At 35.8% G+C, this 509-nt stretch carries 1 protein-coding gene; it reads right to left on the bottom strand.

The annotated features are described in order from the left end of the window. On the bottom strand, nucleotides 1-509 hold a 509-nt coding region (locus tag COC46_RS15635), incomplete at both ends, for an InlB B-repeat-containing protein (protein ID WP_176545179.1).

The raw sequence follows: 509 nt of genomic DNA on the forward strand, positions 1-509 counted from the left end.
AGCTTTCGTTAATTTCGCATGTGTTGGTTTAGCAGGAATTGATACCCATTTCGCGTAAATTGTTGTGTTTGCTGTAACCCGATCTTTTGTGAAGTTCCAAGTTACTTTACCTGAAGCATCTTTGTACCATCCAATGAATACATAGCCTTTTCTTGTCGGTGACTTCGGTTGGCTAATTGTTGCATTGTAAATTGCTGTTTTTGAAGTTACTGAACTTCCTCCGTTACTGTTAAATTTAACTGTATACGTGTTAATGTTCCATTTTGCATAAAGTGTGATGTTGTTAGTTAATGTTACTGAATTTCCTACTGGCGTTTTTAATGAAGCATCTTTATACCATCCAGCAAATGTATAACCCGTTTTTGTTGGTTTTGGTAAATTAATGACGCTATTGTAATTCGCAGTTTGAGTAGGAACTGTAGAACCACCATTGCTCACATAGCTCACTTTATAAGAATTGATTTTCCACTTCGCATATAACGTAGTGTCGTTTGTCACTTTATCTTTTG

Origin of the sequence: Bacillus sp. AFS041924 (genome assembly GCF_002577195.1) — a bacterium.
Taxonomy (GTDB): Bacteria; Bacillota; Bacilli; order Bacillales; family Bacillaceae_G; genus Gottfriedia.